Annotated in this window: 1 protein-coding gene; it reads left to right on the forward strand. The window is 37.3% G+C overall.

Translation table 11 applies throughout. The features are described 5' to 3' along the window. Positions 1-82 precede the first annotated feature (82 nt). A complete protein-coding gene (locus ACODS7_RS32415; RefSeq protein ID WP_078185714.1) occupies positions 83-397 on the forward strand; it encodes a transposase in 315 nt (104 codons plus the stop codon). The last annotated feature ends 222 nt before the right edge of the window (positions 398-619 follow it).

A 619-nucleotide genomic window follows, 5' to 3' on the forward strand; every position in this document is an offset into this window, starting at 1 on the left:
AGGTTGGGGGAGTACAACGAAAAGAAAGTAGAATATGGTATAATAAAGGAACAAATAATGGTGAGCAAAGTGAGGGAGAACGATGAAAAATCATGAGCATGTAAATGGTCAAATTCTCCAAACGAACAAGAAATGGTCACATCTGAAACAGAATCAGAAGAATTTGATAGCAGGATGGTTACAAGAAGAATATCGAGGTTTTATCGTCATGTATTTGCGAAAACCCAAACGTTATGAAGAAGAATATATGTTAGATAGTGTGATGGAACGAATTCAGGCACGTGATATTTGGATACCGTATGTAGAAGTAAAGACGTATTTCACACGAAAAAAAGGAAAGTGGTATCGGAAATTAGAAAGCGAGTTAGAAAGTAGAAGGATGGAAGAAGAGAAATAGATTCGCATAACAAATGAAAGAATCGGAATGCTGATTTGTTATGCGAAAGGGGAGCGTATGAAAAAAGACGTACGGAAGAACAGTACGCCTTTCTGTGCCCTTATGCCTTTCAGGAGAAAGCGCAATGCCACTTTGTAGTATTCTGTAGGGATTTCGTGTGCAATGAATGAATTGTATGGTGGAATTGCTGTTCTTACTATATGTGAAGTCCGTTTTTTTATA

Source organism: Bacillus sp. FG16 (assembly GCF_057809515.1).

What these genes read in the sequence shown, in the direction of transcription:
- ACODS7_RS32415 (WP_078185714.1), top strand. Translation starts at nt 83, where the DNA reads ATGAAAAATCATGAGCATGTAAATGGTCAAATTCTCCAAACGAACAAG.